Source organism: Pontibacillus halophilus JSM 076056 = DSM 19796 (genome assembly GCF_000425205.1).
GTDB lineage: Bacteria > Bacillota > Bacilli > Bacillales > BH030062 > Pontibacillus_A > Pontibacillus_A halophilus.
Genome location: NZ_KE384328.1, coordinates 166,874 through 192,381 on the forward strand (window position 1 = coordinate 166,874; position 25,508 = coordinate 192,381).

Consider the following 25,508-nt stretch of genomic DNA (forward strand, 5'->3'; position numbering starts at 1 on the left):
GTATATGCAAGAGAGATTTGACCATCTACTAAAATCCGCGTTTGAACTAAAGGCGTCGGATATCCACTTAACGGTCGGTGTGCCGCCAATCTTTCGAGTTCACGGGGACCTGAAGCAATATGGGAAGAACAAACTCCTGCCGGATGACACAGAAGGAATGTGTCGAGCGGTGTTATCTGATGTGTTGTATGAACAATTTAAATCGAAGGGTGAGGTGGATTTTTCTTACGGGATTCCAGGCGTTTCTCGCTTTCGAATCAACGCCTACCATCAACGTAATTGCGTATCGTTGGCTGTGAGGATTGTACCAACCTCAATTCCTTCTCTTGAGGACTTGCAGTTACCAGAAACATTAAAGCAAATTGCTGAGAAGCCCCAAGGTCTTGTGCTTGTCACCGGGCCAACAGGAAGTGGGAAATCGACTTCACTTGCTTCCATGATTGATTACATGAATCGAACGATGCGGAGACACATTATTACCCTCGAAGACCCAATCGAGTATCTACACTCACACCGTTATTCAGTAATTGACCAACGTGAAATAGGGTTTGATACAGAGAACTTTGCAAATGGATTGCGAGCTTGTTTGCGGCAGGACCCAGATGTCATTCTAGTTGGCGAGATGAGAGATTTAGAGACCATCTCTACAGCTATTACAGCAGCAGAAACGGGGCACCTTGTTTTAGGAACGTTACATACGACAGATGCCGCTTCAACTATTGATCGAATCATTGATGTATTCCCGCCAAGCCAGCAACCGCAAGTGCGGATTCAACTTGCAAGTGTACTACAGGGCATCGTGTCGCAACGACTATTCCAACGTGCAGATAAAGCCGGACGTCGAGCGGCTACAGAGATTCTTCTCAATACATCAGCTGTAAAAAACCTCATACGTAATGAAAAGATTCATCAAATACCAAATGTCATGCAAACATCGCGTTCTCAAGGGATGCATACGCTTGAGATGTCTGTGCGCGCACTATTAGAACAAAACATTATTACCAAGGAAATAGCCTCCCCTTACTTAAGTGCAGAAAGAGGAATGTAAATGGCATACTTTAAGTACAAAGGTAGAACAGGTAGAGGACAAGTAAGACAAGGACGCGTAAAAGCAGGTACAAAGAAAGAAGCCATTGAAACGCTGAAAGGACAAGGAATCGCCCTCTCGCAAATTCAAGAGGTTAACAGCATTCTATATAAGGATATTACGATCGGAAGTCCTGTTAAGCCGAAGGAGTTTGTTATCTATTTAAGGCAATTCTCAACGTTGATTGAGGCAGGAGTTTCTTTGCTTCAATCAAATATGATCCTCTCGAAACAAACGTCTAGTAAAGGGTTGCAACAAGCCTTAGCGGATATCACCCAACGCTTGGAAAGTGGGCAAGCGTTCTCAGACGCTGCTGAAAGTCACCGCAAAATCTTCCCTCCTCTCTTTATCAATATGGTTCGAGCGGGAGAAGCTGGGGGTAATCTAGATGAAATTCTAGACCGAATGGCTGTCTATTACGAGAAGCAATATGAAACCCGTCAAAAGGTCATATCCGCTTTGACTTATCCACTTGTTGTAGGGGTAATTGCCATTGGTATTGTCATCTTCTTGCTAAGTTTCGTAGTACCTCGTTTTACTGATATGTTCGCTTCTATGGGGGGCGAGCTGCCACTTATCACTCAGTTCGTTATTGGTCTAGGAGAATTCTTCAAAGTGTACTGGTGGCTATTCTTACTCGTTCCTCTTGTGTCAATTGTTGCATTTAAATATGTTCAGCAGAACAACGAACGCTTTGCTTATTCGGTTGATCTGCTGAAGTTGCGTATGCCGATCTTTGGTCCACTGATGCAAAAGGCTGCTCTCGTTCGTATGACCCGGTCGCTTAGTTCGTTGTTTCATAGTTCTGTCCCCATACTACAGTCCGTTGAAATCACTGAAAAAATCGTAGAAAACCGAGTGATTGAAAAGGTCTTGAAGCAATCTAGAACTTCACTCGCGCGTGGAGAGTCAATGACAGGGCCATTTTCGCATCATTGGATTTTCCCACCACTCGTTACACAAATGATTTCAGTAGGAGAAGAAACAGGTTCATTAGACCATATGCTAGGCAAAGTAGCAGATTTCTACGATTCTGAACTGAACCATACGACCGACCGATTAAAGACACTCATTGAGCCCATCATGATTGCTGTATTAGCAGTGATTGTTGGGACTATAGTCGCATCTATTGCGATTCCGATGTTCTCTCTATTCGAACAAATTAATTAAATGTGAAGAATGTGCAAATTTAACCAATTAAGTGTAGATTTTTACCTATCATTTAACTATAATAAACATAGATTAAGAGAACCGATAGAACATAACGAACGGAAGCGATAAAGGACTATCTGTATATGGGCACTTGGGTAGTCTGGAGCGAGTAGTGCAACCGACCAGAATCTGACCTGCTTATCTTCTAATTTTGGTCGGTTCTTTTATAACTAAACAATTCTCAAAAGGAGAGAGATGCATGATTAAGCGTATGAAACAGTTGTTGAAAGACAACAAGGGTTTTACACTAGTGGAATTATTAGCAGTTATTGTCATCCTTGGAATTATCGCAGCGATTGCAATCCCGGCTATTGGAAGCATTATTAATAATACGGAAGAAGAAGCTCATACTTCGAATGCGTTGAGTATTTTAGATGCTGGTAGAATGGCATTTGCTGCTGACCTTCCGGATGGTGGAGATGATCAATACACAATAACTGAATTGGTTGAAGGAGGATTCTTAGAAGAAGCTCCAGTTAACCCTGAAACTGATGAAGTTTATGATCAGGGGGCTAGCTTTGTTACAGTTACCCAAGATGATGATAACGGTAACGTGACTTATACAGTAACGTTGGCTGGAGTCGATGGTATGACAGACCAAAGCCGTGCAGACTTAACTGGCAGCGAAGATGATAACGATACCGAATAATTAAACACAAGGCAAATCCCTCCTCAGCGAGGGATTTCTTTTTAACTAACAAGATTTTTAATTTAAGAGATAATGACTTAAGTGTAAGGTGCGTAAGCATTACTCGTTAGGGGGAGGGAAAAGGTGAGACTCCCGTGGAATCACGTGCTCCTGAGACCCCACAGAGAGCGAAAGCGAACGAGGAGGCTCAGGAGTGCGTCCACTGGAAAGCGAACCTTTTCCACACCCCCTTCACTTAACTTCCATGCGCACCTATCCATATCTAAAACACAGAATGTAAGTTAATCAGAATCTTCCCCACTGGAGGACACTATGCTTTCTACTATACTAACGGTCTACCTTTTCTTCATCGGCCTTGCGCTCGGGTCCTTTTACAACGTCGTTGGCCTCCGTGTACCAAAAGGGGAGTCAGTCATAAAGGGCCGTTCACATTGTACGACTTGTAACCGTACGCTCAAAGCGTCTGAATTGGTTCCAGTTGTATCCTACCTTCTGCAACGTGGAGCGTGTAAGGGGTGTGGGAGTCGAATTCGTCCTCTCTATCCTGTTACTGAACTTTCCACTGGCTTGTTGTTTGCCGTAAGCTATCTTTCCTTTGGTTTATCAGGGGAGTTTTTTGTTGCCGTGATTTTTATTTCGCTTTTTGCGATTATTTTCGTTTCTGATATGGCCTATATGATTATCCCGGATAAGGTGCTCCTTTTCTTCTTGCCACTCCTTCTTGCAGCTCGTGTCTATACACCCCTGACCCCTTGGTATGATTCACTGATCGGGGCTGTGGTTGGCTTTTTATTGTTGTTCGTCATTATCATGGCAAGTCGAGGAGGGATGGGAGCTGGTGATATGAAGTTATTTGGTGTCATTGGCCTTGTTCTCGGGTGGAAATTAACCCTTCTTGCGTTTTTTTTGTCTACATTATATGGGACAATAGGAAGTATAAGTTTATTAGCATTCAGAATAATAGATCGAAAGAATCCAATTCCATTCGGTCCTTACATCATCCTTGGGTCACTTACGTCTTATTTCATCGGTGATGAGTTACTTGGATGGTACTTGGATTGGTTCCTATAAGGGGGAACGGAAATATGAGTTTGTTAACGTGGAAATCTTCGAAGCAGCGAGTAGTCATGGTGATTAAAGATCATGTATTGCGTTTTCTACATGCAGATGGACCAGAGCTTGAACAGATAAAGTTTATTGGTGAGCGCCGCTTGCCGCGAGGGATTGTACAGGATGGGAAGATTCTAGATGCTCTTTCTTTATCTTCTATCGTAGAGGAACTGGTAGAGCTTTATGATTGGAAGCGGAAGAAATTGTATTTCTGTGTGCCAGATACCGCTGTTGTAATCCGACCATACACAGTTCCTGCAGATTTAAAAGAAGATGAGATTAAAGGGTATTTGTATATGCGGCTTGAGGATAATTTGCATCTCCCATTTGAGAATCCGACATTTGATTATCACATTGTGGAAGAAGGAGACACGGAGAGGCAGCTGTTGCTGTTTGCTTATCCTGATGATCAAGTCAAAGCGTATGAATACATATACAAAGATGCGAAGTTAAAGCCGTTAAAGGCAGACTTATCTTCTTTGTCACTTTATCGACTTTATTACGAATTAGACCGGGCGCAAGGCGATGACCATTTGTTGTCGATTCAGTGGTACGTTGATGCGTGTGTCCTAACGGTCTATCATAACCATCGACCTAGATTTATCCGACATATGAAGTCTTCATTAGATATGGAGCAATGGAATTTCCATCAAGAGTCCTCTATCTACCATTCGGTCTGGAGTGGGGACCCTGAGGTGTATGAAGCGTTTATTGATGACCAACTCACAGAAATTGAGCGTATTATGGATTTCTATCGTTACTCTGTGACACAAGGAGAAGCCGGCATTACAAAGATTCTATTAACGGGCGACCTGCCGAACATGGACGTGCTACGGTCTCAAATGCAAGAGCGATTCCAGCAGCCAGTAGAGGGAATTAAGCAAGAGTTTATGACTAAAGAAGAAGAAGTCATTCCGACTGCATTCACAGATGTAATTGGCTTGGCTCTGAAGTCTTAAGGGGAGGACGCTAGCCATGATGGTGGATATTAACTTTCTTGAAGAAAAAGAAAAGCCAAATATAGCGCCCTATCTTCTTATAGCAGTTGGCGTATTGGTACTCGGACTTGCCTTACTTTTCATTACTTTCGAGAAGAATAGTTTGATAGCCGAAGATAACCAAATCCAAGAGGATATTGTTCAAATAAAAGACCAACAGACTCTTCTAACAAGGGATACCTTAACAGATGTACAGAAGTCACGAAATGAACTGAAGGACACGGTGTCAGAACTAAACCAAGTACTCATCCCTTCTGTACCTGTCTTGAAAGATATGATTTCTCTCTTGCCAGAACGAGGGTTCTTTCTAGAATACCAATTCCAGAAGCCAAATGTACTCACGATGCAAGTTCGCTTTGATGGTATGCAGGATGTGGCAAGCTATACAAATGCACTCACGACGAAATCATATACTGAGGATGTCCAGGTGACGACAATTGATACAACGGCTGTTGAGGAAGGGGACTATTTCGAAACTCTGCCTCGATATGTTGCGGAATTTGAGATGTTACTTAATCCAGTTGCGTCTAGAGCGTTGCTCCAAGTAGAAGAGGAGACAGACGTGGAAGAGGAGGCTGATGAAGGTGAGAATTGATTGGAAACGAGTACATACACTTTATCTCATCATCATCGTGCTCCTCGGAATTGCGACATTCGTTGTAGGGCGTTCATTTATCCTTCAACCTATAAAGGATGATATCGAAACTTCAATCGGAACACTCCAGAGCGAAAAGCAGATCTTACGTACAATGGAGGATAAGGTGAAGGATGATGTCGACATATCGCTTCAGACGTCGAAAGAGCTTCAACGCGTTGTTCCGGTACTTCCAGTTACGGATCAGCTCTTAATTGGTATGGAACGAGCGGAGAATGTATCTGGAAGTTTTATTCGAACGTATGATCACGCTGGTGATAACGAACTAATGGCTGAAGACTTTGATCTTATTGAAGACCAACAAAATGAGGAGCAATCGAGTGAAGATGACGTTGACTTAGAAGAGAGTAATAGCAACGCTATAAAGGAACCAAGTGAAGGAGAGCCTGTCTCACGAGGAAGCGTCCTTGATGGGGTTCACGAAGCAACATTTACGTTGAAGGTGCTGTCTCCAAGTTTTGTTGAGCTCATGTCATTTCTAGAGGAACTTCAAAGATTACCACGACTTGTTAGTATTGATGCGATTACATTTGAAGCGCAGGATGTCGTCACGGAGGAGAATCCTCTAGAATACGAGGTTACGTTATCTGCTTTCTATGTACCTAGCTTAGTAGCTCTACAACCTGAACTTCCACAATATCACTACGCCTCTCCAGCAGGTAAAGAAAATCCGCTTCCGGTTGGGGCAGATGTACCTGTTGGGAACACGTCAACTGATGATGAAAATGAAGAAGAGGATGAAGATCGTGAGATTGAACGTCCCCCATCTGATAATGAAGACCAATCGAATGATGAAGGGGATTCAGATGGGAATAGTAATGACTCCGATGAAGATATAGAAGAACTTTCTTAAGAAGCTTACACGCTTATGTGTGAGCTTCTTTTTTATGAATGAGAACTGGCAACCTTTCACATCCTATTCTCAAGTAATGAGGAGGGGTTAGTATGAGGAAATGGGTCTTGATGGCGCTTATATTCGTTCTGCTTCTTGGTGTAGTCCCGTTCCATGTGGAAGCGGGAATTATTTATGAGACAAGGAAAGGCGATACGTTATATAAGATAGGAGAAGTGTATGGCGCGCGTCCTAATGCTATAGCGGAGTACAATGGCATGCCTGAACAACGGAAGCTTGTGGAAGGGCAAGCACTCATTCTCCCTGGTGATGTATACCATGTTCGTCCAGGGGATACTCTTCATCACCTTGCCATGATCCACCAAACGACTGTTCAGAAATTGGTGGATGTAAACGGGCTACAGGGAAGGGTGATTAGGCCTGGTCAATCGTTGCAGATTCCACAACCAAAGAAAGATGAAGTGTGGACTGGGGCATATTTCTATCCGAAAGACAAAGCGTATAACCAAGAGATGATTCGCTCTCTTGGTAAATACTTGTCCAGTATTTTTACATTTAGCTATAAGCCTTCTTCTGATGGGAAGCTTACGTATATTGACTTAAATGGAGCGAACAAAGAGGCGTGGAATCAAGGGATCTATCCTTATGCCACCGTAACCAATTTATCAGCGGAGGGATTCGACCCAGACTTAGCCCATACGCTCATGTCAGAACCGACTCGTTCCGTGTTTATCGAGAATATTTATCGTATGTTGGACGAGCTTGATTATTTCGGCGTGGTTATTGACTTTGAAGGAATTCACCCAGAAGATCGTCAGCTCTACAATACGTTTGTAGAGGAACTATCGGAACGGCTTGATGTTGGGAAGATGCGCCTTGCATTAGCTGTACCACCGATGCAAGGGGCGACTGTCCCTTCTTATAATGCAGCTTATGACTACAAGACATTAGGGGAGCATGCGGATTATTTGTTCTTGATGACATACGATTGGCATTGGCCGGGTGGTCCGTCTGGTCCCATTGCACCGATTCAAGAGGTGAAGAAGACGCTTGATTTCGCAACTTCCGTCGTCAATAGACAAAAGTTGATCCTTGGGATCCCGATGTATGCGTATGATTGGGTAGTGTCTGATTCTAATAAAGTAACAGCGAAGGCGTACTCCGTTCAGAACGCAATTACTACGTATATCAAGAATGAGAGCACCATTCACTATGATGGAGAAGCCGAAGCACCTTGGTTTCGTTACAAGGATAGCGAGGGGCGGACGCATGAGGTGTGGTTTGAAGACCCACGTAGTCTCGTTGCGAAGTTTGAATTGGTACGAGATTACGACCTTGGAGGAATGGGAGCTTGGCAACTTGATTTCAGTTTGAAGCAGTCTGAATCAATCTTGGAAGAGAGTTTCAACGTGAGAAGAAAATAAAGTATTGTGGCTGGTTATGACGAAAAGACACGTAGACCTCCCGACATAAGTCGCCTTCTTTTTTCCATAGAGTGTGATAGCTTATAAGAAACACAGGAGAAAAGAGGGGATTGTGTGGACAAGCCCAACCAAATCTCGGTACGCATTAATGGGGAAGACTCGTATCTAGAACGGTCGGATGACCCAAAGGAACAAGAATCGAACCGGAAATTGTTTGAGAAAGCTCAAGCCGAGCAAGCTTCTGCTGTTGAAGAAGAACAGGAGGATTCTGACGAGTCCGCACCAACCATTTCAGTCATTGAGCGACCTTCAAAGAAAAAGAAGCGAAGCATTGCTATACCACTCTATGTGAAACAGTTAGCCGTTGCAGGTATTTCCGCCCTCGCAATAGGACTTGTGCTCGGAGTCGTGATGTTACGTTTAATGAGTGCAGCAGGAGGGAATGTCACTGAGGGGGTTCGGAGCGAGGCTGCTGTTCCCGCCTCTCAATATGCAACAACGTCGAACAATCAACCTTTCACCTTTTCAGCTGTAGATGGATACATCGTCCAAGTCGGTGTGTATTCGACTGTCGAAAAGGCTGAAGAATGGCAGCAAGTACTTGTCTCGAAAGGTGTAGAGACTCTTACATGGCAGCAAGATGGACAAGTTACGCTTGTGGCAGGTGTGGCTCCCTCTTTAGACCAGGCACAGAAAATAGGGGACGCACTCAAGACGAAAGGCGTAGAGACGTATTCAAAATCATGGTCCGTCCCATCGGTAGATGCATCTGTTTCTCAAGCAGAAGGTAGCTGGGTGCAGGAAGGAATGAACGTGTGGGCAAACCTTGTAACAGAAGCAACTACGGGGAGTGAACAGCTCGGTGTGAATCCTTCTATTGAGAAGTGGCTCCAAGGTATGCCTGATGAAACGAGGGAAGCTGCATTGCCGTTACGTGATGAATTTAAAGAACTCGCGACTCTTTCACAGAGTTATGATGGAAATCCGACAGAAGCAGGATTAATGGATATACAGATGAAGTTAGTAGGCATTTGGAAGAGCTATGAAACCTATCTTCAAAAGAGCTAATCTGGATCCATATGCAGATTAGCTCTTCTTCTACTATAAGATTTCAACGTTCCGAGGTTGATGAACCCCTATCCTTTAAACTAGCGAAATGAAAAGTGTGGATTAAGATTGTGTAAAGTTGTTAAAAACTTACTTTTCACACGTTGGGTTCTTGCTCCAAAACAGGTATGATGTACATACCCTATTACACGAACAAAACTGATTAAAAGGATGATTACATGAAACAATTGATTTTAGCATCTTCTTCTATTCGTAGAAAAGAACTGCTACAACAAGCTCAGCTCTCATTTGACGTACAACCGCATCCGGTTGACGAAGCGAAAGTTCGCGCAAAGAATCCTCACGACCTCGTGCATCAGCTCGCGGAATTAAAGGGGCGTGCGCTTCATTTAGAGAATGATGACCAAGTTGTCATTAGTGCAGATACCGTCGTCTATGCTGACGGTGAGGTACTTGGAAAGCCATCAACGAAGCGTGAAGCATATGATATGCTCCTTAAACTGAGTGGAGGAACGCATGAGGTTTACACAGGAGTTATGCTTCGTTCCACTGAGCAAGAGCAATTCATCGTAGAGAAAACAACGGTTGAGTTCTGGCCTCTAACGAAAGAAGATATTGAATTCTACATCGAAACTGGAGATCCTTTTGATAAGGCGGGCGGCTATGGGATTCAAACGGCTGGCGCTGTACTTGTTAAAGGAATTAAAGGAGATTATAACAACGTGGTTGGGCTTCCGTTAGCACGCGTCGTACGCGCCCTTCGTTCATTTGATATTTATCCAAGCTTGCCGCTTGCCTCCGTTTAATAGGGAACGTATTGGAGGAGGTTACATTGTGTCAACTGAACAACCGTTGTTGTTAAAGCATGTCCCCCAAGAAGATCGTCCTAGAGAACGGATGGTTCGCTTGGGGGCAAGTCATTTATCGAACCAAGAGCTACTTGCCATTCTGCTCGGAAGCGGCACACGCCATGAGTCCGTGATGGCGTTATCAAGCCGGGTATGGGCGCATTTCGAAGGGATTGCCCTTTTGAAAGATGCGACCATTGAAGAATTGACGGCCATTAAAGGAATTGGTCATGCGAAAGCCATCATGGTAAAGGCAGCCCTTGAGCTCGGTAAAAGGATCCACTCTCATAAAGTCCTCGACCGCTACATCATTAAGAGTCCTGAAGATGGTGCTGATTATGTTATGGAAGAGATGCGTCACCTTCATCAGGAACACTTCGTCTGTTTATTCCTCAATACAAAGAATCAGGTTCTTCATAGACAAACCGTCTTTATTGGAAGCTTAAATGCGTCCATTGTACACCCGCGAGAAATCTTCAAAGAAGCTGTTAAACGGTCAACTGCGTCCATCATCGTGGCGCATAACCATCCGAGCGGAGATCCAACGCCCTCCCAAGAAGATATTCTTGTGACAAAGCGCCTCATGGAATGTGGGAAAATGCTTGGAATTGAAGTGTTGGACCATCTTGTAATTGGAGATCGAAAGTTTGTATCCCTAAAGGAAAAGGGGTATCTTTAGTAGCTAAATCTCCCTCGTTGTAGGTGCGTGCGAAGGGATTAGGAAATTTATCCTCTCCTAATAAAAAGCCTTCTCGTACCACTATCTATTTTCTAGCATTTTTCGTATAATAAAATAGGACGAATTATATTAACAGCGCCAAGCAAGAGTTTCTTTCTTGTATTGGCGCTTCTTAACGTTCGTTTTTCACTTCACAATGAACATAATAACAAAGTATACATCTTGCGTTGATAAAAGAAAGGGAGATTGAAGTGGCTCGATTAGGATTCTCACAAGACTTAGGGATTGATTTAGGAACAGCGAACACGCTCGTATTTTTAAAGGATAAAGGGGTCGTTGTGCGCGAGCCAACGGTAGTAGCCCGTAATAATGAATCTGGGGATATTGAAGCCGTTGGTAGTTCGGCAAAGAATATGATTGGACGTACGCCTTCGAACATTTCGGTCATTCGCCCAATGAAAGATGGCGTAATTGCTGACTATGATACGACTGCATCAATGATGAAGTATTACATTAAACAAGCACAGAAGAATCGTTCTGCATTTGCTCGTAAACCGAACGTGATGGTATGTGTTCCTTCTGGAATTACAATGGTTGAAGAACGTGCTGTCATTGATGCTACGAAGCAAGCCGGAGCGAAAGAAGCCTATCCGATTGCAGAACCATTTGCTGCCGCTATTGGAGCAGGATTGCCTGTATGGGAACCGACTGGTAGTATGGTGGTAGACATCGGTGGAGGTACAACAGAAGTAGCGGTTATTTCACTAGGTGGAATTGTCACTAGTCAATCCATTCGTGTAGCAGGAGATGAAATGGATGATTCTTTAATCCAATACATCCGAAAGCAGTACAATATGATGATTGGGGAACGTACGGCTGAGAGCATTAAGCTTGAGATTGGTACAGCTGGTAAACCAGAAGAAAATCTTGAAATTGATATCCGTGGTCGTGATTTGTTGACTGGACTTCCGAAAACGATTCAAATTACATCTGAAGAAGTTTCAGCTTCCTTTAAGGATACAGTCGACCAAATCGTAGAAGCTGTGAAGATTACGCTTGAGAAGACACCACCTGAACTTGCAGCGGACATTATGGATCGTGGCATTGTGTTGACAGGCGGTGGCGCACTTCTTCATAACTTAGATACGGTAATCAGTGAAGAAACTCAAATGCCTGTGTTCGTTGCAGAAGACCCACTTGATTGTGTTGCAATTGGTACTGGTAAGTCACTAGAGTACATTCATCATTTCCGCTCGCAGCCAAATGTAGCTTCCCGAACTAGCAAGGATTAAGTAGGTGTAATACATGCCATCGTTTTTCCGGAACAAGCGTCTCGTATTGCTCTTGTTAAGCTTTATGGTCTTAGTGATTCTCATTGGTTTCACGATGCGTGACCGTGATGAGGTAACAAAGCCTGAAGAACTGACCCGTGATGCCATCGGTTGGGTGCAAGGCGTCTTCAATACGCCTGTCCAATGGGTGAGTGGCATCGTGACAAATGTGCAAGATATTCGGGACGTTTATGAAGAAAACAAAATCTTAAAGGCACGACTCGCAGAAAATAAAGCACTCATTGCAGAGAATCAGGAACTGCAGAACGACTTAGATGAACTTCGTAGTTTGTTAGATTATCAAGAATCATTACGAGACTATGAACCAACAAAGGCAACGGTTGTTTCTCGTAGTCCTGAGAATCGATACCAGCAAATCACCATCAACAAAGGTACCCGAGATGGTGTTCAGTCCAATATGGCCGTGATTACAGGAGATGGATTGGTTGGAAAGGTGCAAGCGGCTTCATCCTTCACCTCAACAGTCCAGCTTGTAAGTGGCTTTGATATGACCAGTCTGATTCATGCAGCCATCGCGTCAGAGGAGAAGCAGTATGGTCTTGTTAAAGGCTATGATGAACAGACGGAAACCTTGTTATTGAAAGACATTCCTGACGATGCTGAAGTGAAGAAAGGCGAAGAGGTTACAAGCTCTGGGCTTGGTGGCGTGTTCCCTGAAGGTCTTCCGATTGGAACAATCGAGAAGGTAGAGATGGATGACGATGGGTTAACTCAAACTGCCTACGTGAAACCATTCGCGAACCTTTACGATTTTAGCACTGTGTTTGTCATCGATCGTGAATTGTTTTCACCTCAGCTTGACGGTACAGAAAGAGAACAGCAAGAAGGAGAGGATGAACAATGAAGCGATACTACGCTCCGCTAATCTTGTTCATCTTGCTCATCTTAGAAGGGACAGCAGTAAATTTCCTGCCTTCGTTATGGGCGGATTCTGGAACGATTATTACCCCGCATTGGCTTTTAATCGTTCTAGTCTTTATGGCCATGTTTTATGATTTTGATTACACATACTTTTGTGTGATTTACGCTGCAATCTTTGGTTTTCTATTCGATTTGGTTTATACAGACGTACTGGGCGTTTATATGTTCATGTATGGAATTGTGATTTATATCATACACGGCATAAAACGCATGCTTCATACGAACATCTTTGTGGCGTTGCTGCATGTGACGATAGCAGTCACATTAGCAGACGCAGGCGTGTATCTCCTCTATTCCTTTATAGGAGAAGCAGAGATGGTATGGCAAAACTATTTACTCGTACGTTTAGTCCCTACGTTGCTTGCTAATCTAGTATTTGCACTGATTGCGTATCCGTTTCTTTATGAACGATTAGATGAGTGGGGCGAAGAACATTTATCAACGAAAAAAACGGTGTAAAAACGATTCATCGTTTGAAAATAGAGTAGTTTGAGGTGAACTTCCGTGAGTGACAAAAAACCAATTGTTACGATAAAAGGGACAAAAGATGGTTTAAGTTTACATATCGATGATCATTGCTCTTTTGAAGAAGCGATGAAAGAGTTGGACCGTAAACTATCCAGTAATTACATCGAAGAAGACCAACCTTTAATATCGGTGAATATACACGTTGGCAATCGTTACGTAACAGATGAGCAGGCCGATCGCCTAAGAGATTTAGTTCGCGGTCACCACAAGCTTGTCATTCATTCGATTGAATCCAATGTGATTACGAAAGATGAGGCGCATGAATGGCATAAAGACCGAGAAGTCACTCCGGTCATTAAAGTCGTTCGAAGCGGTCAGGTTATGGAGGTTGAGGGCGACCTTCTCCTTGTCGGTGATGTCAATCGCGGGGGACGAGTCGTAGCAACTGGGAACATTTATGTAATGGGGAATTTGCGTGGAATTGCGCATGCAGGGGTGAACGGCAATCGTTCAGCCATCATTGCAGCATCTTATATGAAACCTAGCCAGCTTAGGATTGCAGATTACATTAGTAGAGCTCCCGACTATGATGAAGAACCTGAAGGGGATTACATGGAATGTGGATATGTTGACCTTCATCAAGAGAAGATTCTCATCGATCGTCTGCAACTTCTCTCGCAAAAGCGCCCTGACTTGAAGGGGTTAGAAAGGAGAATTCTAAATGGGTGAGTCTATTGTAATCACATCAGGTAAAGGTGGCGTTGGAAAGACAACGACAACGGCCAATTTAGGTACTGCCTTAGCCTTAATGGGGAAAAAAGTGTGTCTGGTTGATACAGATATCGGCCTCAGAAATTTAGACGTTGTGATGGGCCTTGAAAATCGGATTATTTATGACATTGTTGATGTCATCCAAGAGCGATGCAAATTGAAGCAGGCGCTCATTAAAGATAAACGTTTTGAAGAGTTGACTTTGTTACCGGCAGCCCAAACAAGTGATAAAACAGACCTTACTCCAGAAGGAATGTTAGCGATTGTTCAAGAACTGAAGCAGGACTATGATTACATATTAATAGATTGTCCGGCGGGAATTGAGCAAGGGTATAAAAACGCAGTAGCAGGAGCGGACAAGGCGGTTGTCGTGACCACTCCTGAGAAATCATCTGTCCGTGATGCGGACCGAATTATCGGCCTTCTCGAGCAGGAGGAGCATATTGAACCTCCTCGCTTAATTGTAAACCGAATTCGCAACCACATGGTTCAGAATGGTGACATGCTTGATGTGGATGAGATTGTAAATGTCTTATCTATTGAATTATTAGGAATTGTAGCGGATGACGACCACGTGATTAGTGCTTCAAATAGCGGTGAGCCTGTGGCGTTTCAACCCAACACAAAGGCTTCAGTAGCTTACCGGAACATTGCTCGCCGAATCCTTGGAGAATCGGTGCCGCTTCAATCCTTAGATGAGGACAAAGGTGTGTTGGCTAAAGTGAAACGTTTCTTTGGTCTTCGCGCGAAATAGTAAAACATAAGCTCTTGTTCGGTGTATGCCGAATAAGAGCTTATTTTGTATGGAATGGTAGCGCATATCTACTTGAGTTCCTTCATAGACTTGTACAAAGCATAGGACAAGGGATGAGGGGAAGCTATGAAAAGGGATATTCGTGACGTTCGTAAAAGCATTGCGAAACGAAAGCAAGTACGCGGTCTAAACGGCAAGGAAGAACAGAAAACGATTCACCCTTCACACGTCTCCTACTTGCAAGAAGAAGAGAGGCATGGGTATATGCCATTTACAACAGGGGAGCCAGACCCAACTCGTGCAAAGGATGGGAAGCTTGTGTCTACGTTGCTCGTTCAATCCGTCTGTGCAGCAGTTCTGTTTTTAGGAGTGGCAACACTCTTTCGCTCTGATGTGGAGTTTCTTGAGAAGCCGAAATTATGGGCAGAGAGGACGCTGACAGAAGATTTTCAGTTTGCTACTGTGAATAGTTGGTACGAGGACAAATTTGGAGAACCGCTAACGTTCTTACCAAATGATCAAGCTCAAGCACCCCTCCCGGCTCAGTCATCCGATACGTATGCGCTCCCTGTAGCAGGAACAATCACCGAAACGTTCGAGATGAATGGGCAAGGGATTGTCATTGAAACAACTCAAGAAGAAGATATTTATGCGACAGATGAGGGCGTTGTCACGTTCGCTGGAAAGACAGAAACGACAGATAATACAGTCATAATTCAACATGCTGATAAGAGTCAGTCCTACTACGGCTATTTATCTAGCATTAACGTCCATCAATACGAGAATGTGGACCAGTCCACCCCAATTGGGAAGACAACGGCTGGTGAGAATGGAGAGCAACAACACGTCTACTTTGCCATTAAAAAAGGGGATCAGTTTATCGATCCAGTAAAGGTGATGCAGGTTGATGAACAACCTTAAAGTATTTCACATTCATCCGCTTATGTGGTTCATCGTTGCGGTAGCATTGATGACCGGTTCCTTTGCGCAGTTAGTCGTCATCTTTTCAATTGTATTTATTCATGAATTGGGCCATTACGGAATGGCTCTTTTTTTTCGGTGGCGTATTCAATCGGTTATGCTTTGGCCTTTCGGTGGGGTCATGAAAACAGACGAACATCACTCGCGACCTTTCAAGGAGGAGCTGTTCGTCGTACTTAGTGGTCCTCTTCAACATGTATGGATGTATGGGGTTATCGCTTTACTTGGTGTGTTCCAAGTGTTTACGGATTCATTGATTCAAGCTATGTATACCTACAATACAGTCATCCTTTTGTTCAACCTTCTCCCAATATGGCCGTTGGATGGAGGGAAACTATTTTTCTTAGTGCTTTCATATCTGAAGCCATTTCCGAAAGCTCAACAGGATGTTCTAGTCTGTTCCTTGTTCACATTAGTGACGGCTTTAGCCTTGTGTACATTTGTGTTTCCGTTTACGTTAAATCTTGTTCTCCTCATTGCTTTTCTCATGTGGGAAAATTGGATAGAATGGAAACAACGCCATTACGGGTTTTTGCGGTATTTATTGCGGCGACATGAAGAACGGGCAGAACGGGTGAAAGGAATAGAGCCATTGTATGTCCCATTTGATATGACGCTCACTGAAATCTTCCAGAAATTCCGGCGTGGCATGCGACACCAAATCTATGTCACAACGTCTGATGGGAATCGCGTCATGCTTGATGAGAATGAATGCATGTATGCCTATTTCACATTAAAACGTTCTCAGGCGAAAGCATCGGATCTTGTTCAATGGTTTGGGACTTAGAACGTATTTATCGACATAAAGGAAGTAGAGATATGAAGCACATGTATATACACACCCTTGCCACAGAGAAGTGGGCAGTGGTAACAGAAGGGCGAGACATTGTAGACCTCGTTGTAGAGCGTCCTTCAAAAGCGAGTCTTGTAGGAAACATTTATCAGGCTCGGGTCATTAACGTTGAGAAAAGTTTGGACGCTGGGTTCGTAGATTATGGGGAAGAGAAGTTTGGGTTCTTAAAGCGCACTGAGATTCCAGAAGCTCGGCAACATGGACTACCCATTGAAAAGGCTGTTCATGAAGGTCAAGCTCTGTGGGTCCAAGTAACAAAAGATGCGTATGATTCAAAAGGCGCTCAAGTCACAGCTAATGTGACTTTACCTGGGCGCAATATGGTCTATCTTCCGTTTGGGGGATATGTAGCCATGTCTAGAAAGTTTCAGCAAGAAGAGCGCGAACAGCTTACATCTATCTTTAATGAGAAGTTGGGCGATGGAGAAGGACTTATTGTACGTACCTCTGCGAAAGATAGAGACGAAGATGCGCTGTTAAATGAGTTACAACAACTGAGGAAGGATTGGGAGGAGATTACTTCTACTCCTAACAAGAAGCCTCCATTTATCGTGTACGAGGATAACGAAATTCCAAACCGCTTATTGAGCAGGTATCGCCCTGAGGAGATAGAAGGAATCTTCGTAGATGAAGCGGAAATAAAGCAAGCTATTGTGAGCAAGTATTCTGAATTTCCAACACCAGTACTTCAAAGTGAATTAGAAGCATCGTTGCCAATCTCATTTACGGCTATTCGTGAACGGATTGTCCAACGGAATGTTCCGTTGAAGAATGGGGCAGAGCTTATCATTGACCGCACCGAAGCGATGACCGTCATGGATGTGAATACGGCGAAGCGGACAAAGACGGCTCACAAGGGGATGAACACACTTGAGACGAACCGTCTTGCTGCTACAGAAGCGGCCCGCCAAATTCGTCTTAGAAATCTATCTGGTATTATCGTCATTGATTTCATTGATATGAAGAATGAACAAGAGCGGGCACAAGTTATCCATACCATGAAACAGGAGTTGAGAAAGGATCGAATTCGTACGGAGGTGTATGGGTTTACAAGGCTCGGTATATTAGAGTTAACTAGGAAGCGAGAGTCTGTATCATTGCCCCTTCTCTTTCTCGAAGAATGGAATTCAACTGTTTCAGCAGAGTCCCATGCGTATGATTGGGAGCGAGAATTATGGTCGTATCGCCGCAACGACCAAGATGTGATGTTGTATGAAGCGCGCCCTGATGTAGTTGAAGCATTTCACAATTCCATAGACTTAAAAAAATTACAATCTCATCTTTACAAAGAAGTCTATGTACTGAATAATAGGGAAAGTGATGTTCCATATCGAATCCGCTATGTGGGCAATAAAGACAGCATGAAAGAACGTCCGTTTTACAGCGATTCCGCTGTTGACAGGATGTTATGATAATGGTAACATCAATATGTTATGTCTCGTAGCACCAAGTGCTACAACCGCTCAAAACAGGTCTTTAAGTCCTTCGGGGCACCTGCATGGCGAGTCTGAGTGCAAGAGGAGGTGCAAGTATATGTACGCTATTATTGAAACTGGTGGCAAGCAGATCAAAGTAGAAGAAGGTCAAACAATCTACGTTGAGAAGCTAGAAGCTACTGATGGTGAATCCGTTAAGTTCGACAAGGTACTTGTAGTAGGTGGCGACGAAACGAAAGTCGGCGCTCCTTACGTAGAAGGTGCTTCTGTAGAAGCTTCTGTTGAAAAAACAGACCGCGCTAAGAAGATCACTGTATTCAAATACAAGCCTAAGAAGAACTACAAGCGTAAACAAGGTCACCGTCAACCATACACGAAGCTTACTGTTAACAAAATTAACGGTTAAGGTAGTAACGGATGATTGAAGTTACATTTACTCGCAAAGAAAATTCCATTGTAGCTTTCGAGCTTAGTGGACATGCAGAGAGTGGTCCTTATGGTTACGATCTAGTCTGCGCTGCTGTGTCTGCTGTTTCTTTTGGAACAGTGAACGCCATCGTAGAACTATGTGAATTTGAACCTATTATTGAGCAGGGAGGAGAAGGTGGATACCTTCTGGTAGAACTACCGAAATACCTTACTGCCACTACTCAAGAAAAGGCTCAAACCTTAATTGAGGGAATGTGGGTTTCATTGCGAACAATTGAACGTGACTATGGACAATATATTACCATCTCTTCAAAATAAGGAGGTGCAAAGCCATGCTACTTCGTCTAGATTTGCAATTCTTCTCTCAGAAGAAAGGTGCAGGTAACACGAAAAACGGTCGTGATTCCATTTCCAAGCGTTTAGGAGCTAAACGTGCGGACGGCCAACTCGCTACTGCAGGAGCAATCCTTTACCGCCAACGCGGTACGAAAATTTACCCAGGTAACAACGTGGGTATTGGTGGCGATGACACACTATTCGCTAAAGTTGACGGTGTGGTTAAGTTCGAACGCGTCGGACGTAACCGCAAGAAAGTTAGCGTATACCCTGTAGCTCAAGAAGCGTAAATCAGGTAAAGAACTCTAGCCTTCTGGTTAGGGTTCTTTTTTATTTTATTCAACCTTTCATGAAGCTGTGGTAGGGAGCGTTGTACGAATTGTAGAGGGACGTGAGCCTTGCCATAGATAGCGCGGATAGATGACCGATTTAATGAGAATGTTTGCAAAGGTTCGTAACGACAGTTCCACACAGAACGCTGGAAATTGAAAACCGATTGTGGTTTATTTATTTTTCCTTCGTATATTTGCTATAATCTTAGTTAAATGATTGGTAAGGGAGCGGGAGTTATGAAGGCGGATGAAGTGACTTACCTATTGCGTCATTACCGGCATGATTGGATGAACCAACTTCAGTTAATTAAAGGCTATGCCTCAATGGATAAGCTAGATAAGGTGAAAGAAAAAGTGAACGAGATTGTCACGCAGTCCCAACAAGAGTCGCATTTGATGAACCTAAAAGCAGACAGAGTGACCTTGTGGATACTTCGCTTTAACACTCTACATGATCAGTTTCGCCTTACCTATACGGTAGAGGGGCAGGCGGATCTTTCCTCATATGACTACACTCTTTCACTAGCACTCCAATCAGCTTTTGATACCATTCAAAGCAATGCGAATGAACATTCCTTGTATAAAGGAAGTATCATGTTTCAATTAGAAGATGAGCGTCGTGTGTCTCTTTCTTTCACAGGAGACTTCCTTAAGAGGGAATTAGATTGGAAACCTTTGGAGAATCTACCCATGGTCGACTACACTAGTTACAGAAACGACGACGAATCAACAACTTACACGATATTATTTGACCTTAATGAGAGGTGATCCACATGTTTGTCGATGCAGTTAATGTATACGTCAAAGCAGGAGATGGAGGTAACGGGATTGTTGCCTACCGTCGTGAAATTTATGTACCAAAAGGTGGTCCAGCTGGCGGCGATGGAGGCCGTGGCGGCGACATCGTATTTGAGGTTGATGAAGGCTTAAATACGTTAATGGACTTCCGCTACAAGCGCCACTTTAAAGCAAAACGTGGTGAAAATGGACAAGGGAAAGGGCAGCACGGCAAAGGAGCCGATGATTATGTCATTCCAGTCCCTCCAGGTACGACAGTAAAAGATACAGATACGGGTGAGGTTATTGCAGACTTAACCGAGCATCAACAACGTGCAGTCATTGCACAAGGAGGGCGCGGAGGTAGAGGGAACATGCGATTTGCATCACCTCGAAACCCAGCACCTGAAATTGCGGAGAACGGAGAGCCAGGTATTGAGCGTAACGTTTCATTGGAGCTTAAACTGATGGCAGACGTCGGTTTAGTCGGATTCCCGAGTGTAGGGAAATCAACGTTACTCTCCACGGTAAGTGCCGCAAAACCGAAGATTGCAGAATATCACTTCACTACATTAGCTCCGAACTTGGGTGTTGTAGAAACAGCTGACCAACGTAGTTTTGTCATGGCTGACTTGCCAGGACTTATTGAAGGGGCGCACGAAGGTGTAGGGCTTGGACATCAATTCTTACGCCACGTTGATCGTACCCGCCTAATCGTTCACGTTGTCGATATGGCAAGTATGGAAGGTCGCGATCCATACGAGGATTATAAAACAATTCGACAAGAGCTCGTTGAGTATGACGAGAAAATGCTTGAGCGACCTGAAATCGTTGTAGCAAGCAAGATGGATATGCCAGGAGCAGAAGAGAACTTGCAAGCCTTTAGAGAACAACTGGGCCAAGATCTCACAATCTTCCCGATTTCTTCTGTCACGAGAGACGGATTGAAAGAGCTTCTCTTCACAGTCGCTGATAAGCTAGAGGAGATTCCTAAAGATACAACTCCAATTGAGGAGAAAGAAGAGCGCGTCATTTACCGCCACCAAGAGAAAGAGAAGCCGTTCACGATTAGTCGCGAAGACGATGGTGCCTTCGTTCTTAAAGGGGCAGAACTTGAGAAACTCTTCAAGATGACAGACTTTACTCGTGACGAAACGGTGAACCGCTTTGCTCGTCAACTTCGTAGCATGGGAGTCGACGATGCCCTTCGCGAACGCGGTGCAGAAAATGGCGATATCATTCGCATCTTAGACTACGAATTCGAATTTGTAGAATAAAGTCGGTGAATGAGGTGGAAATATGGAGGAGAAAGAAGAACAGTTTTTTCTAGTGCGTAGTGATGTCCTTCCAGAATCTATGCAGAAGACGCTTGAAGCAAAGGCGTTGCTTGAGCGAGGAAAGGTCCATTCTGTTCATGAAGCGGTGCAACGTGTTGACCTAAGTCGGAGTGCTTTCTATAAGTATAAAGATGCTGTATTCCCGTTCCATGCAATGGTGAAAGAGAAGATGATTACACTATTCTTTCACTTGGAAGACCGCTCAGGTACACTTTCCCAGTTGCTTCAGATGGTAGCAGATTCAGGATGTAACGTATTAACCATACACCAAACGATTCCGCTACAAGGAAAGGCGAACGTAACCCTTTCTTTGAACACGAGTGGAATGCATATGAATATAGAAGAGTTGATGCAACAATGTCGACGTCTTGATTTCGTCGATCGTGTTGAAGTATTGAGTAGTGGTGCGTAGCTAAGGGGGATTCATTTTGTCAAAAGTGGGATATTTAGGACCAAAAGGAACGTTCACACATCAAGCGGTTCATGCGTTGTTCGACCAGCATGAGTTCTTGAGCTATCGGACTATCCCGGAGTGTCTTGATGCTGTAGAAAAAGGTGAGATTGATGTAGGTGTCGTTCCACTTGAGAACACGATTGAAGGTACAGTACATTTAACGATTGATTACCTCATTCACCATGTAGATCTTCCAATTGTGGCTGAAGCGGATTTGCCAATCGAGCAACATTTACTTGTACCACATTCATTTGATGGGGACTTGTCTAAGGTGGAGGCCATCTATTCACATAGTCATGCCGTAGCTCAGTGCCATCAGTTTATTCACCATCAATGTGAACGAGCAGAAGTGGAATATTCTACGTCAACTGGAGAAGCTGCTCGTATGGTAAATGAAAAGGGCGGCAACATTGCTGCAATTGGGAACCGCCAGGCGGCAGAAGAGTACGGATTGAAGGTACTGAGGGAGAACATCCACGACTACCCAAATAATCATACTCGATTTGCCGTTGTCCAAAAAGGAAGCGAACCAATCGAAATGCGTGAATTACGTGAAGTCAATCGTAAAACGACTATTTCAGTTACGTTGCCTAGTGATTATGCAGGTGCACTTCACCAAGTTCTTTCTGCATTTTCATGGCGTCGAATGAATCTCTCTAAAATTGAATCAAGGCCTATGAAAACAGGCTTAGGGAACTATTTCTTTATCATCGATGTGGACCAACCTTATGATGGAGTTCTCTTCCCGGGAGTGCAAGCTGAATTACAAGCTCTAGGTTGTGATTTGAAGGTGCTTGGGACGTACCCTTGTTTCCATCTGGCAACAGCCTCATCTAAAGAAGCAACTACGGATTAATCCGTAGTTGCTTCTTTTTTTAGGCTTTTTCATCAACTTTTTAAATGCTTAAGCATATCTTGTATTGAGTTAGTCTGTTACAGGAGCAAGAGCATAACAGAAGGAAGGGAGTAACCACTGTGAAAATTCATGTTGTCCAAAAAGGCGATACCCTGTGGAAGATTGCCCAAAAGTATGGTGTCAACTTCGAACAGTTAAAAGAAATGAATACGCAGTTATCCAATCCCGACATGATCATGCCGGGAATGAAGATTAAAGTTCCCGCCGATTCAAAGCCGGTGAAGAAGGAATACGCTAAGAAAGAACAGCCCAAGTACCCATCAGAACATCCTTATAAAGATACGTCTCCAAAGCCGCTACCTGTGATTAAGGAAGAGAAGAAAACGGCACCTAAAGAAATGCCTAAACCGAAGGAGCAACCTAAAATGGAAAAACCAATGATGCCGATGATGCCGAAGATGCCACAGCCGAACATCACGATGCCAATTTCTATGCAGTTCCCGACAATGGAACAGCAAATGCAAAACCACTACACAACGGTCAATCTTCCCCAAATGCCTGTTCAACCGAAAGAAGAACCAAAGGAAAAGCCAGCGGAAGCTGTAAAGGGAGTTAGTGAACAACCACAGCAAATGCCGATGCCAGAACAGCCAGTCTATTATTACTACACCATGCCATGTCTGCCTTGTCCGCCGCATCCGTGCCATCCATGTCACCCATACATGATGCCGTATCACGGATATTACGACCAACAACAAATGATGCCTTATGGCTATGGTATGGAAGAATCATCTGATGAGGGAATGCAAAACCAGGTTGCAGGAGCTTATCAAGGCCAGGCAGGCGATTGTGGCTGCAATGACCCATACGGAGGGTATGGAGGTCACATGATGCAACAGCCTTATGGCTATCCGTCTTATGGAATGATGCCGCAACAAGGAATGATGCCTGGGCAGATGAATAACGGCAATCCAATGTTTGACCAGCAAGGACAAATGGGGCAAATGATGCCAGGTGGCAACAACATGGGCGGATTTGATCCTTCACAACAAGGTGGAAATGGAATGAATCCTTTCGGGGCGTTCAATATGCCTCGCTTTGAGGAAGATGAATAAGCCCTCATACTTTCCTTATGAAGGAAGCGGAGAGACGTTGCCCTACCATCGTCTCTCTGCTTTTTTATATAAGGAAGGGGGGCTTCTTGTACATAAGCTTAAACGACTTAAAATGCATCTCTTTGACATCGAAACATCGTATGGGAAATTTATTCTAAAACGACACTTGTCGCTTCATAAGGTGAACCTACAGTGGGAGCTATTTGAGAGCCTTCCTTCGTCAACGGGTATTGTTCCGTTCGAACACTTTCCAAACGGAAGGACGTATCTCACACGATACAATGACGGTTGGACGATTAGTCGATGGATGCCTGGGAGCGTATTGACTTATACTAGACGGGATGATGCGATGCTAGCGCGTGAGGCAATTCGCAAGTTTCACTCGGTATCGAACGGCCTTATCTTGCCATCCTCTAAATGGAGACCGCCTTTATGTATGCTTTGGAAGAATAGGTTTGAGCGGTTTCTAACAAGTGAACAACTCTTTAGAAAACATGGAAAAAAAGATGTCTTTCAGTCCATTTACACGTACAGTGCTGCGAGTTTAAAGAGATTCAGCGTTTTGGACTGGGCGTCGATTCACCACCGCTCAAGAACAAAGTGGAACCATGGGGACGTAGCGGCGCATAACTTTCTTACTAATAAGGATGAGGTCTGGATGTTGGATTTTGATTTGTTACACGAAGGTCCTCATGTTTATGACTGGATTCAATTTGGACAACGACAATTACCTTATTGTACAGATGTAACAGAGTTAGCTAGCCTAATGGGAGAGTGGTGGACGGATGCCATCTGGCAGAGGGGCATGGTCTTTCCAGCGGACATTCTTCGAGAGTTCAATCGCGGCTTAGGTGAACATGGCATAGATGAAATCGCCAAACTTAAGCATTTGGAGTTTCAGTGGAAGCGGCGACTTGAATTTGTAGACTCTTTCACAAATATGGTAAGATAAACTATCCTAAACAAGAGAGGAAGACGATGCACATGCAGAAAAAAATTGATCAATTAGTAGAATGGCTTCAACAGCAAGTGAATGGTGCTGGCTTGAACGGTGCACTAGTCGGCGTGAGTGGTGGCATAGACTCTGCTGTTGTCGCTCATCTTATTAAACGTGCGTTTCCGAACGATTCATTAGGGGTGATTATGCCTTGTAAGAGCAACCCAGGAGATCAAGATGCGGCTCATAAAGTAATTGATAGCTGTGAAATTGACCATCTAACGGTTGACTTAACAGAAACACATGAAGTGATGTTCTCAACAATTGCAGAACAACTGAAACAAAAGGAAACATATGAAGAAAGCCAAGAACGTTTAGCAGACGCGAACCTACGAGCTCGTCTTCGTATGAGTACGTTATACACAGTTGCAACCAACCACAAATACTTAGTTGTAGGTACGGATAATGCCGCAGAATGGTACACAGGTTACTTCACGAAGTATGGAGATGGTGGGGTTGACCTTGTCCCACTCGTTCACTTTACCAAAGGCGAGGTAAGAGAACTGGCACGCGAATTAGGCGTTCCAAGTGAAATTGTAGAAAAGCAACCAAGTGCTGGTCTTTGGGAAGGTCAAACGGATGAGAAAGAAATGGGTGTCACGTACGATACGATTGATGCGCACTTAAAGGGAGAAGAAATCCCTGAAGATGACCGCAAGATTATTGAGGACATGCATCGTAAAACAGAGCATAAGCGCAATTTAGCGACCGCTCCACCGAAGTTCTAAGCTTCGACCATAAGTTTACAGCTTTAAA

At 43.9% G+C, this 25,508-nt stretch carries 29 protein-coding genes, 1 riboswitch and 1 other annotated feature; all 29 genes read left to right on the forward strand.

Annotated elements, in window-relative coordinates; genetic code table 11:
• Positions 1-4: 4 nt before the first annotated feature.
• The 29 genes from H513_RS0118445 (at position 5) to nadE (ending at position 25,480) form a co-directional block, all read left to right on the forward strand.
• The gene (locus H513_RS0118445) at positions 5-1,048 is read left to right on the forward strand and encodes a type IV pilus twitching motility protein PilT (protein WP_026802050.1); all 1,044 of its coding nucleotides are present in this window, start codon (positions 5-7) and stop codon (positions 1,046-1,048) included.
• Positions 1,049-2,257, forward strand: coding sequence for a type II secretion system F family protein (locus H513_RS0118450; protein ID WP_026802051.1), 1,209 nt, complete (start codon positions 1,049-1,051; stop codon positions 2,255-2,257).
• A 92-nt stretch (positions 2,258-2,349) separates the two neighbouring features.
• A riboswitch (cyclic di-GMP riboswitch) is annotated at positions 2,350-2,432 on the forward strand.
• A 66-nt stretch (positions 2,433-2,498) separates the two neighbouring features.
• Positions 2,499-2,948 (forward strand): prepilin-type N-terminal cleavage/methylation domain-containing protein, encoded by a 450-nt coding sequence (locus tag H513_RS20695; RefSeq protein WP_051240155.1) that lies wholly within the window; start codon positions 2,499-2,501, stop codon positions 2,946-2,948.
• 312 nt (positions 2,949-3,260) lie between these two features.
• A complete protein-coding gene (locus tag H513_RS0118460) occupies positions 3,261-4,019 on the forward strand; it encodes a prepilin peptidase (protein WP_026802052.1) in 759 nt (252 codons plus the stop codon).
• A gap of 14 nt (positions 4,020-4,033) precedes the next feature.
• Complete coding sequence (pilM, locus tag H513_RS0118465; RefSeq protein ID WP_026802053.1) at positions 4,034-5,017, forward strand: type IV pilus biogenesis protein PilM; 984 nt, start codon at positions 4,034-4,036, stop codon at positions 5,015-5,017.
• A gap of 16 nt (positions 5,018-5,033) precedes the next feature.
• Positions 5,034-5,651, forward strand: a complete 618-nt coding sequence (locus H513_RS0118470; protein WP_026802054.1) for a hypothetical protein — start codon at positions 5,034-5,036, stop codon at positions 5,649-5,651.
• The gene (locus H513_RS21055; RefSeq protein ID WP_026802055.1) at positions 5,641-6,564 is read left to right on the forward strand and encodes a hypothetical protein; all 924 of its coding nucleotides are present in this window, start codon (positions 5,641-5,643) and stop codon (positions 6,562-6,564) included. Before H513_RS0118470 ends, H513_RS21055 begins: the two co-directional genes overlap by 11 nt.
• 92 nt (positions 6,565-6,656) lie before the next feature.
• Positions 6,657-7,988 carry a glycosyl hydrolase family 18 protein gene (locus H513_RS0118480; RefSeq protein WP_026802056.1) on the forward strand — a complete coding sequence of 444 codons (1,332 nt, stop codon included), beginning with the start codon at positions 6,657-6,659 and terminating at the stop codon, positions 7,986-7,988.
• Between the two features lie 114 nt (positions 7,989-8,102).
• Entirely contained in the window at positions 8,103-9,056 is a 954-nt protein-coding gene (locus H513_RS0118485) for an SPOR domain-containing protein (RefSeq protein WP_026802057.1), read from the forward strand.
• A 218-nt stretch (positions 9,057-9,274) separates the two neighbouring features.
• Complete coding sequence (locus H513_RS0118490) at positions 9,275-9,862, forward strand: Maf family protein (RefSeq protein WP_026802058.1); 588 nt, start codon at positions 9,275-9,277, stop codon at positions 9,860-9,862.
• A 28-nt stretch (positions 9,863-9,890) separates the two neighbouring features.
• Complete coding sequence (radC, locus tag H513_RS0118495) at positions 9,891-10,583, forward strand: RadC family protein (RefSeq protein ID WP_267879656.1); 693 nt, start codon at positions 9,891-9,893, stop codon at positions 10,581-10,583.
• Between the two features lie 251 nt (positions 10,584-10,834).
• Complete coding sequence (locus tag H513_RS0118500) at positions 10,835-11,875, forward strand: rod shape-determining protein (RefSeq protein WP_026802060.1); 1,041 nt, start codon at positions 10,835-10,837, stop codon at positions 11,873-11,875.
• A 13-nt stretch (positions 11,876-11,888) separates the two neighbouring features.
• A complete protein-coding gene (gene mreC, locus H513_RS0118505; protein WP_026802061.1) occupies positions 11,889-12,779 on the forward strand; it encodes a rod shape-determining protein MreC in 891 nt (296 codons plus the stop codon).
• Positions 12,776-13,315: a rod shape-determining protein MreD gene (gene mreD, locus H513_RS0118510; protein ID WP_026802062.1), complete on the forward strand. Its 540-nt coding sequence runs from the start codon at positions 12,776-12,778 to the stop codon at positions 13,313-13,315. The genes mreC and mreD overlap by 4 nt, the downstream gene beginning before the upstream one ends.
• Positions 13,316-13,360: 45 nt before the next feature.
• Positions 13,361-14,053, forward strand: a complete 693-nt coding sequence (gene minC, locus H513_RS0118515) for a septum site-determining protein MinC (RefSeq protein ID WP_026802063.1) — start codon at positions 13,361-13,363, stop codon at positions 14,051-14,053.
• On the forward strand, positions 14,046-14,849 hold the full coding sequence (minD, locus tag H513_RS0118520) for a septum site-determining protein MinD (protein WP_026802064.1): 804 nt from the start codon (positions 14,046-14,048) through the stop codon (positions 14,847-14,849). Before minC ends, minD begins: the two co-directional genes overlap by 8 nt.
• A gap of 126 nt (positions 14,850-14,975) precedes the next feature.
• Positions 14,976-15,770 carry a M23 family metallopeptidase gene (locus H513_RS0118525; RefSeq protein ID WP_026802065.1) on the forward strand — a complete coding sequence of 265 codons (795 nt, stop codon included), beginning with the start codon at positions 14,976-14,978 and terminating at the stop codon, positions 15,768-15,770.
• Positions 15,757-16,617: a site-2 protease family protein gene (locus H513_RS0118530; protein ID WP_026802066.1), complete on the forward strand. Its 861-nt coding sequence runs from the start codon at positions 15,757-15,759 to the stop codon at positions 16,615-16,617. Before H513_RS0118525 ends, H513_RS0118530 begins: the two co-directional genes overlap by 14 nt.
• Before the next feature lie 32 nt (positions 16,618-16,649).
• The gene (locus tag H513_RS0118535; protein ID WP_026802067.1) at positions 16,650-18,095 is read left to right on the forward strand and encodes an Rne/Rng family ribonuclease; all 1,446 of its coding nucleotides are present in this window, start codon (positions 16,650-16,652) and stop codon (positions 18,093-18,095) included.
• 35 nt (positions 18,096-18,130) lie between these two features.
• Positions 18,131-18,202, forward strand: a sequence feature (ribosomal protein L21 leader region).
• Between the two features lie 14 nt (positions 18,203-18,216).
• Positions 18,217-18,525: a 50S ribosomal protein L21 gene (rplU, locus tag H513_RS0118540; RefSeq protein ID WP_026802068.1), complete on the forward strand. Its 309-nt coding sequence runs from the start codon at positions 18,217-18,219 to the stop codon at positions 18,523-18,525.
• 11 nt (positions 18,526-18,536) lie between these two features.
• Positions 18,537-18,866, forward strand: coding sequence for a ribosomal-processing cysteine protease Prp (locus tag H513_RS0118545; RefSeq protein WP_026802069.1), 330 nt, complete (start codon positions 18,537-18,539; stop codon positions 18,864-18,866).
• Positions 18,867-18,880: 14 nt separating this feature from the next.
• Positions 18,881-19,174 carry a 50S ribosomal protein L27 gene (gene rpmA / locus H513_RS0118550; RefSeq protein ID WP_026802070.1) on the forward strand — a complete coding sequence of 98 codons (294 nt, stop codon included), beginning with the start codon at positions 18,881-18,883 and terminating at the stop codon, positions 19,172-19,174.
• Between the two features lie 279 nt (positions 19,175-19,453).
• On the forward strand, positions 19,454-19,984 hold the full coding sequence (locus H513_RS20705; protein WP_051240157.1) for a Spo0B domain-containing protein: 531 nt from the start codon (positions 19,454-19,456) through the stop codon (positions 19,982-19,984).
• 5 nt (positions 19,985-19,989) lie between these two features.
• A complete protein-coding gene (gene obgE / locus H513_RS0118560; RefSeq protein WP_026802071.1) occupies positions 19,990-21,270 on the forward strand; it encodes a GTPase ObgE in 1,281 nt (426 codons plus the stop codon).
• Between the two features lie 22 nt (positions 21,271-21,292).
• On the forward strand, positions 21,293-21,742 hold the full coding sequence (locus tag H513_RS0118565; RefSeq protein WP_026802072.1) for an ACT domain-containing protein: 450 nt from the start codon (positions 21,293-21,295) through the stop codon (positions 21,740-21,742).
• Positions 21,743-21,758: 16 nt separating this feature from the next.
• Positions 21,759-22,640: a prephenate dehydratase gene (pheA, locus tag H513_RS20710; protein WP_036769138.1), complete on the forward strand. Its 882-nt coding sequence runs from the start codon at positions 21,759-21,761 to the stop codon at positions 22,638-22,640.
• A gap of 119 nt (positions 22,641-22,759) precedes the next feature.
• Positions 22,760-23,755, forward strand: coding sequence for a SafA/ExsA family spore coat assembly protein (safA, locus tag H513_RS21060; RefSeq protein WP_051240159.1), 996 nt, complete (start codon positions 22,760-22,762; stop codon positions 23,753-23,755).
• Positions 23,748-24,707, forward strand: a complete 960-nt coding sequence (locus tag H513_RS0118580) for a protein kinase family protein (RefSeq protein ID WP_026802073.1) — start codon at positions 23,748-23,750, stop codon at positions 24,705-24,707. The genes safA and H513_RS0118580 overlap by 8 nt, the downstream gene beginning before the upstream one ends.
• A 32-nt stretch (positions 24,708-24,739) precedes the next feature.
• Positions 24,740-25,480: an NAD(+) synthase gene (gene nadE / locus H513_RS0118585; RefSeq protein WP_026802074.1), complete on the forward strand. Its 741-nt coding sequence runs from the start codon at positions 24,740-24,742 to the stop codon at positions 25,478-25,480.
• Positions 25,481-25,508: the final 28 nt, after the last annotated feature.